This is a genomic window from Nitrincola lacisaponensis, from assembly GCF_000691225.1.
GTDB classification, from domain to species: domain Bacteria; phylum Pseudomonadota; class Gammaproteobacteria; order Pseudomonadales; family Balneatricaceae; genus Nitrincola; species Nitrincola lacisaponensis.
Genome location: NZ_JMSZ01000009.1, coordinates 1 through 580 on the forward strand (window position 1 = coordinate 1; position 580 = coordinate 580).

At 50.9% G+C, this 580-nt stretch carries 1 pseudogene; it reads left to right on the forward strand.

The features are described 5' to 3' along the window. A pseudogene (locus ADINL_RS16845) lies at positions 1-195 on the forward strand (IS3 family transposase); the annotation flags it as partial. Between the last annotated feature and the right edge of the window lie 385 nt (positions 196-580).

The window sequence follows — 580 nt, forward strand, 5'->3', positions numbered from 1 at the left end:
ATGGAGAGGCTGTTCCGAAGCCTGAAGTCCGAATGGATACCGGCCTTGGGCTACCGAAATCTGTCTGAGGCTCAAAAAGACGTTGGACGTTACTTGATGGACTACTATAACCGACAGTGACCTCACGCATACAACGGCGGCATTTCGCCTGTTGTAGCAGAGGATAACCTTAAAATCCTGTCCGGGATTAGTTGACCACTACATATGCCATTTTGATCAGGAAGTGAAAAGCACCCCGCTTGAAGCGAGCTGTTCTCAGGCGATTTCGTACACTCGGGGGAAAAATATGCTCGCTCAATGCGTATTCCAGACCAAGGTTGCCACTGATTCCAGACGAAGCCTGCCACCCATTCCACGCGAAAGCTGCCACTGATTCCACGGCAAAGCTGCCACCCTGGCAGACAGCCTGAATCACCCCATCAAAGTCGCACGATGCGGGATAACTTAACGGTATTCTGACCCTTTTCATTCGGAGACGGGTCAGATGCCAGCAAAGAGGTTATCCATGCGCAAAATCAAAGAGGTCCTGCGTCTGAAATGGGACAAAGGACTGAGTAACCGACAAATTGCGGCTACCTGT